Genomic DNA, 5,739 nt, shown 5'->3' on the forward strand with positions numbered 1-5,739 from the left:
GCGCTGTTCTTCCCGCAACTGGCCGAGCCCACCGGGGACCTCAATGTCCCAACCGCTCCGGGCAAACGGGCGCACCCTGATGATGCCCACCCGGCGACGCTCCCGCGCCGCAGAGCGCGCCGCCCGGATCAGCTGGGAGCGCGGCCTCAACCAAGCGCGGATGGCCGCCGATCCGCCGCCCTTCTAGCCGACGCGGTCCCATTCCCGCTGCACCAACATCCGGCGGGCGATCCGGTCCAGCGCCACCTCCACCGCCACTCGGTCCGGCCGTCCGCCGCCCGCGACGCTACGCAGGTGGGCGCGACACGCACTGCGCGCAGTACAACTCCTCGCCAAGCTTGTCCATCAACTGCAACTGGGTCTCCAGATAGTCGATGTGCTGCTCCTCGTCGGCCAGGATCTGCTCGAACAGGATGGCCGTCGTCGAGTCCTGCTTCTCGCGGCACATCACGATTCCGGGCTTGAGGCGGGCGACCACCTCGTGCTCGATCGCCAGATCGCTCTCAAACTGCTCGCGCAGCGTCTGACCGATCCGCAACGACCCGATGCGCTGGTAGTTCGGCAGACCGTCGAGCAGCAGAATCCGGTCGGTGATGCGCTCGGCGTGGACCATCTCCTCGAACGACTCGGCACGGGTGTGCTTGGCGATCTCGGTGAAGCCCCAGCTGTCCTGCATCTTGGAATGCAGGAAATACTGGTTGATGGCCGTCAGTTCGCTGGTCAGTTGTTCGTTGAGCAGTCGCAGAACCTCGGCGTCACCCTGCATGGTCTCTCCCGGATTATGGTCGGCATTTTGTAGGTGAGCCTAACTTAAGTTAGCCTCGCCTATATCGATTCTCTCCATGTTAGGACCTGTTGATGTACGTCTGCCTGTGCGGCGCTGTGACCTGCCAAGCGGTCAACGATGCCGTGGCCCGCGGAGCGTCCACCTGTAAACAAGTCGCCGCCGCCTGCGGTGCGGGACGTGACTGCGGCCGGTGCCTGCGCAACCTGAAGACCATCATCGACACCCACCCGGCCCGAGCGGTCGCCGCGGTCAGCTAGAACGACCGCGCTGAAATTCCGCCAGCGCCTCGGCGTTGGCCGCCGCACCCATCAACTCGGCGAAGAACGCGATCTCGCGCTTGTTGGCTGCGGCGACCTCCCCGCGCAGCGGTTCGGTCATGGTCTTCTTGACCGCGATCAGGCTCGGAATCGGTTTGGCAGCAAGCACTTCGGCGTGGCGGCGGACCTCGGAATCCAGGTCGTCGGGCTCGCAGACCTTGAAGACCAGACCCATGCGGAGGGCTTCGGCGGCGTCCACCCACTCCGAAGACATCAGCAGCCAGGCGGCGTTCTGCCGGCCGACCAATTGCGGCAGCAGATATGACGATGCCGCCTCCGGTGCCACCCCGAGGCTGGTGAACGGGCACTTCAACCGCGCCGCCGTCGACATGAACGCCAGGTCGGCGTAGCCCAGGATGGTGGTGCCGATGCCCAGGCCGATGCCGTTGACCGCGCAGATCAGCGGTTTGGGGAATGCGGCCAGCGCGTCCACCAGGCCGGGGAAGCCGTGGGCGCCCGGCGTGAAATCGGGGTCGCTGATGCGGGCCTGCATCTCGGTGAGGTCCTGACCGGCGCTGAACGCGCGGCCCGCCCCGGTGACGATCACCACGGCGACCTCCGGGTCGGTGGCGGCGGCGTGCAGAGCCTGCGCGGTCGCGTCGTAGAGCGCTTCGTTGAAGGCGTTGAGGGCCTCGGGCCGGTTGAGGGTCAGGGTGCGCACCCGGTTGTGGTCGGCGATGAGCAGCGTCACGCGGGTCAGCCTTGGTCGGCGAACGGAGTCGCGAACACGTAGCGCCCGGTGGGGACGGTGTCGATGTTCTCGTTGGCCCCGAATGCCGAGGTGCTGGCGATCATCCGGCCCATCCGGTCGGCGAGGTCGGCGTCGTCGGCGGCGCCGAAGAACGCGTGCAGGCTGCCGACCGCCTCGATGGGGAACAGTTCCTCGACGATCGCCGACAACGGCGGGGCATCGGGCGTCAGAGGCCGCACGACATAGTTCTGGACATAGCCGAAGGTCGACTGGGTCGCGATCGCCACGGGGGTGTGATCCCCGAGCCACCTCGACAGCCAGTTCGCCTCGTCCATCTGCTCGGGCCGGCGCAGCAGGGCGATGTTGGCCAGCCCGGGTGACCGGGTCGCCAGCGGGGCGGGCGGTGGTCGCAGCGGCACCGACTCCGTCACCAGGTAGGCGGCCAGGTGATCGGCGTGCGGCGCCAGCACCTCCAGGGCCGCCTGCACCTGTTCGCCGTAGTGCTGATCAGCCCACAGACTGACCAGTCCCTGCACCGGCGGGTCCAATGTCGTCAGCGTCATCGGCGAGTCCCGCACCGGCGCGTCGCGCACATTGAGGGTCACACCCGGCAAACCGAGGTCAAGCAATTCGGTCGCGACCGGACCGCACATCGCGGTCACCCACGCGTCGTCGGCGGTTTCGGCCCGCAGTGCCACGATGATCTTCTCCATCCGGGCGAACCTACCGCGCCGCGCGACGGGGGCGGTTTAATGGCCCTATGACCGCCAAGGACATCGGCCGCGAGCAGCTTCCCATCCCCGACCCCCAGCACGTCGGGCTCACCACGTACGACGCCAAGGATCCGCACACCAGCTATCCACCGATCACGCCCTTGCGTCCCCCACCGGGGGCGCCGAACGTGGTGATCGTGCTGATCGACGACGTGGGCTTCGGCGCCTCGTCGGCGTTCGGCGGACCTTGCGCATCCCCGACCGCGGAGCGCCTGGCCGCCGGCGGGGTGAAGCTGACCCGGTTTCACACCACCGCCCTGTGCTCACCGACCCGGCAGGCGTTGCTCACCGGCCGCAACCACCACTCGGTAGGAATGGGCGCCATCACCGAGATGGCGACCTCGGCCCCGGGTAACAACAGCATCCGGCCCAAGAGCAAGGCCCCCATCGCCGAGACGTTGAAGCTCAACGGGTATTCGACCGCGCAGTTCGGGAAGTGTCACGAAGTTCCGGCCTGGGAGGTGTCCCCGGCCGGGCCATTTCACCAGTGGCCCACCGGTTCGGGGTTCGAGCACTTCTACGGCTTCGTCGGCGGCGAGGCCAACCAGTACTTCCCCGGGCTCTATGAGGGCACCACGGCCATCGAGCCGACCAAATCACCCGAGGAGGGCTACACCCTCACCGAGGACCTTGCCGATCGCGCGATCACCTGGGTGCGCCAGCAGAAGGCGTTGATGCCGGACAAGCCGTTCTTCATGTACTTCGCTCCCGGCGCCACGCACGCCCCGCATCAGGTGCCCAAGGCATGGTCCGACAAGTACAAGGGCAAGTTCGATCAGGGCTGGGATGTTTTGCGGGAGAAGACCTTCAAGGCCCAGAAGAAGCTGGGCGTCCTGCCCACGAGTGCGAAACTGACTGAGCGCCACGATGAGATCCCGGCGTGGGATGACATGCCTGAGAAGCTCAAGCCGGTGTTGCGCAGGCAGATGGAGATCTACGCCGGTTTCTTCGAGCAGACCGACCACGAGGTCGGCCGACTGGTCGATGCGATCGAGGATCTCGGGGTGCTCGATAACACGTTGATCTATTACATCCTCGGTGACAACGGCGCATCCGCGGAGGGCACCATCAATGGCGCCTACAACGAGATGACGACGCTCAACGGCATGCCCGCGATCGAGACCGAAGACTTCCTGCTGTCCAAGATCGATGACTTCGGCACCCCCGAGGCCTACAACCACTACGCGGTGGGATGGGCACACGCGCTGTGCGCGCCCTACCAGTGGACCAAGCAGGTCGCCTCGCACTGGGGCGGCACCCGCAACGGGACCATCGTGCACTGGCCCGCCGGACTTTCGGTGAAAGGCGAGGTGCGCAACCAGTTTCACCACGTCATCGACGTCGCCCCGACGATCCTGGAGGCCGCCGGACTACCCGCGCCATTGTCGGTCAACGGTATCGCGCAGGCCCCACTCGAGGGCGTCAGCATGCTGGGCACTCTGAGAGACGGGCAGGCGCCGGAGACCCACATCGTGCAGTACTTCGAGATGATGGGTAACCGCGGCATCTACCACGACGGGTGGACGGCGGTGACCAAACACCGCACACCCTGGAAAGCCGACGCCCCGCCGCCGTTCGACGACGACATCTGGGAGCTCTACGGGCCTGATGACTGGACCCAGGCACACGACCTGGCCGCGGAGAACCCGGCCAAAATCGCAGAGCTGCAACGGCTCTGGCTGATTGAGGCGGTCAAATACAATGTCGTACCCCTCGATGACCGGGGTTTCGAGCGGGTCAACGCCGACATCGCCGGCCGGCCGCAGCTCATCCGCGGCAACAGCCAATTGCTCTTCGACCGGATGCGCATCAGCGAGCACTGCGTACTGGTGCTGAAGAACAAGTCGTACTCGGTGACGGCGAACATAGTCGTACCGGAGTCGGGCGCCAACGGCGTGATCATCACCCAGGGCGGCAGCGCGGGTGGCTGGTCGCTGTACGCCCACGAAGGAAAACTGAAGTACTGCTTCAACTTCTTCGGCATCGAGCACTACATCACCAGCGCCGACAAGCCGATCCCGGCCGGCGCGCACCAGGTGCGAATGGAGTTCGCCTACGACGGCGGCGGTCTGGCCAAAGGTGGCGACGTCACGCTGTACTACGACGGCGAGGCCGTCGGCTCCGGCCGCGTCGAACAGACCCAACCGATGGGCTATTCCGCCGACGAGGCCTGCGATGTGGGCTCCGATACCGGCTCTCCCGCCTCACCGGACTACGGTCCGACCGGCAACCGATTCACCGGCACCATCGACTGGGTGCAACTCGACATCGGCGACGATAGCCACGACCACCTGATCTCGCCACATGACCGGTTGAGCCTGGCCATGGGCAAGCAGTAGCGCGCCGGTGCCAGCTCAGTCCCGCAGCCGGCGTGGCGTGATGAACCGAGCTGGAAGTCGGCCCACACCCGGCCGGACTCGTCGCGGCGGGTCCGCACCGGGGGCGCCAGTGCGTTGCGGATGCCGACGACGGCGTTGCCCCAGGCCACCGTCTCGCCGGCCCTCGTGTGCCGGGCCCCGTGTGCCGGGCCCCGAACGCCCCGTCGATCTGGCGCTCCCGCAACCGGCTCACGCTAGCCGGGCGGACGTTCAGCCAACGAGAGCTTCGGGTAATCCCTTTGTATAGATGGCCTTTTGGAAGACCGTCAGCTGCGCCGGTTCCGGGATCTGCTTCTGCTCGGCCAGGAACTTCGACGCACTCTCCAGGTTGGCGGCCAGGTCGCCGGGCCTGCCGTCGGTGCCGAGCCACGTCGAGGACGCCATCTGTTCAGGGGTGAGGTACACAGCCTTGCCGAGTTGCCGCTCGGCGTCGGCGGGACTCAGTGCCATCTCGCCGGAGATTGCCGTCGCGGCGGCGGCCGGATCGTCCTTGATCTGACGCAGCGCCCGCACCTGCTGCCGGCGCCAGATGTCGAGCACCCTCGGGTGCCCCTTCGCGAAGGCGTTGGACACCGCCACCAGATCCGCCGTCGGCTTGCCCTTCTCGGCCAGTTGGCGGCTGGTGATCAGGGTCGTGCCGGTCTTCTGCAGTTTCTCCAGCGTCGGTAGCCAGGTGTAGGCGGCGTCGACGTTCCCGCTCTGGAACGCCGCCACGATGGCTGTGGGTTGTAGGTCGATCAGTTGAACGTCGTTGGCGGACAGCCCATTCTGAGCCAGGGCGGTCAGCAGGCTG

General features: G+C 66.6%; 6 protein-coding genes. 2 read left to right on the forward strand and 4 right to left on the reverse strand.

Annotated elements, in window-relative coordinates:
• Positions 1 to 286 precede the first annotated feature (286 nt).
• Complete coding sequence (bfr, locus tag ADBZ6I_RS15440; protein WP_526385360.1) at positions 287 to 766, reverse strand: bacterioferritin; 480 nt, start codon at positions 764 to 766, stop codon at positions 287 to 289.
• Positions 767 to 858: 92 nt separating this feature from the next.
• Here bfr and ADBZ6I_RS15445 point away from each other — a divergent pair, with 92 nt between their 5' ends.
• Entirely contained in the window at positions 859 to 1,044 is a 186-nt protein-coding gene (locus ADBZ6I_RS15445; protein ID WP_526385362.1) for a (2Fe-2S)-binding protein, read from the forward strand.
• On the opposite strand, the gene ADBZ6I_RS15450 is transcribed toward ADBZ6I_RS15445, so the two are convergent.
• Both ADBZ6I_RS15450 and ADBZ6I_RS15455 read right to left on the reverse strand, forming a co-directional pair.
• Positions 1,037 to 1,795 (reverse strand): enoyl-CoA hydratase/isomerase family protein, encoded by a 759-nt coding sequence (locus ADBZ6I_RS15450; RefSeq protein ID WP_526385364.1) that lies wholly within the window; start codon positions 1,793 to 1,795, stop codon positions 1,037 to 1,039. The genes ADBZ6I_RS15445 and ADBZ6I_RS15450 overlap by 8 nt on opposite strands.
• Positions 1,796 to 1,800: 5 nt before the next feature.
• The gene (locus tag ADBZ6I_RS15455) at positions 1,801 to 2,508 is read right to left on the reverse strand and encodes an EthD domain-containing protein (RefSeq protein WP_526385366.1); all 708 of its coding nucleotides are present in this window, start codon (positions 2,506 to 2,508) and stop codon (positions 1,801 to 1,803) included.
• A gap of 47 nt (positions 2,509 to 2,555) precedes the next feature.
• Here ADBZ6I_RS15455 and ADBZ6I_RS15460 point away from each other — a divergent pair, with 47 nt between their 5' ends.
• On the forward strand, positions 2,556 to 4,907 hold the full coding sequence (locus tag ADBZ6I_RS15460) for an arylsulfatase (RefSeq protein WP_526385368.1): 2,352 nt from the start codon (positions 2,556 to 2,558) through the stop codon (positions 4,905 to 4,907).
• A 249-nt stretch (positions 4,908 to 5,156) separates the two neighbouring features.
• Here the strand turns inward: ADBZ6I_RS15460 and ADBZ6I_RS15465 are convergent.
• Positions 5,157 to 5,739: ABC transporter substrate-binding protein (locus ADBZ6I_RS15465; RefSeq protein WP_526385370.1), on the reverse strand; the 583-nt coding region annotated here is incomplete at its 5' end.

It is taken from the genome of Mycobacterium sp. (assembly GCF_044342925.1).
In the GTDB taxonomy this organism is placed as follows: Bacteria; Actinomycetota; Actinomycetes; order Mycobacteriales; family Mycobacteriaceae; genus Mycobacterium.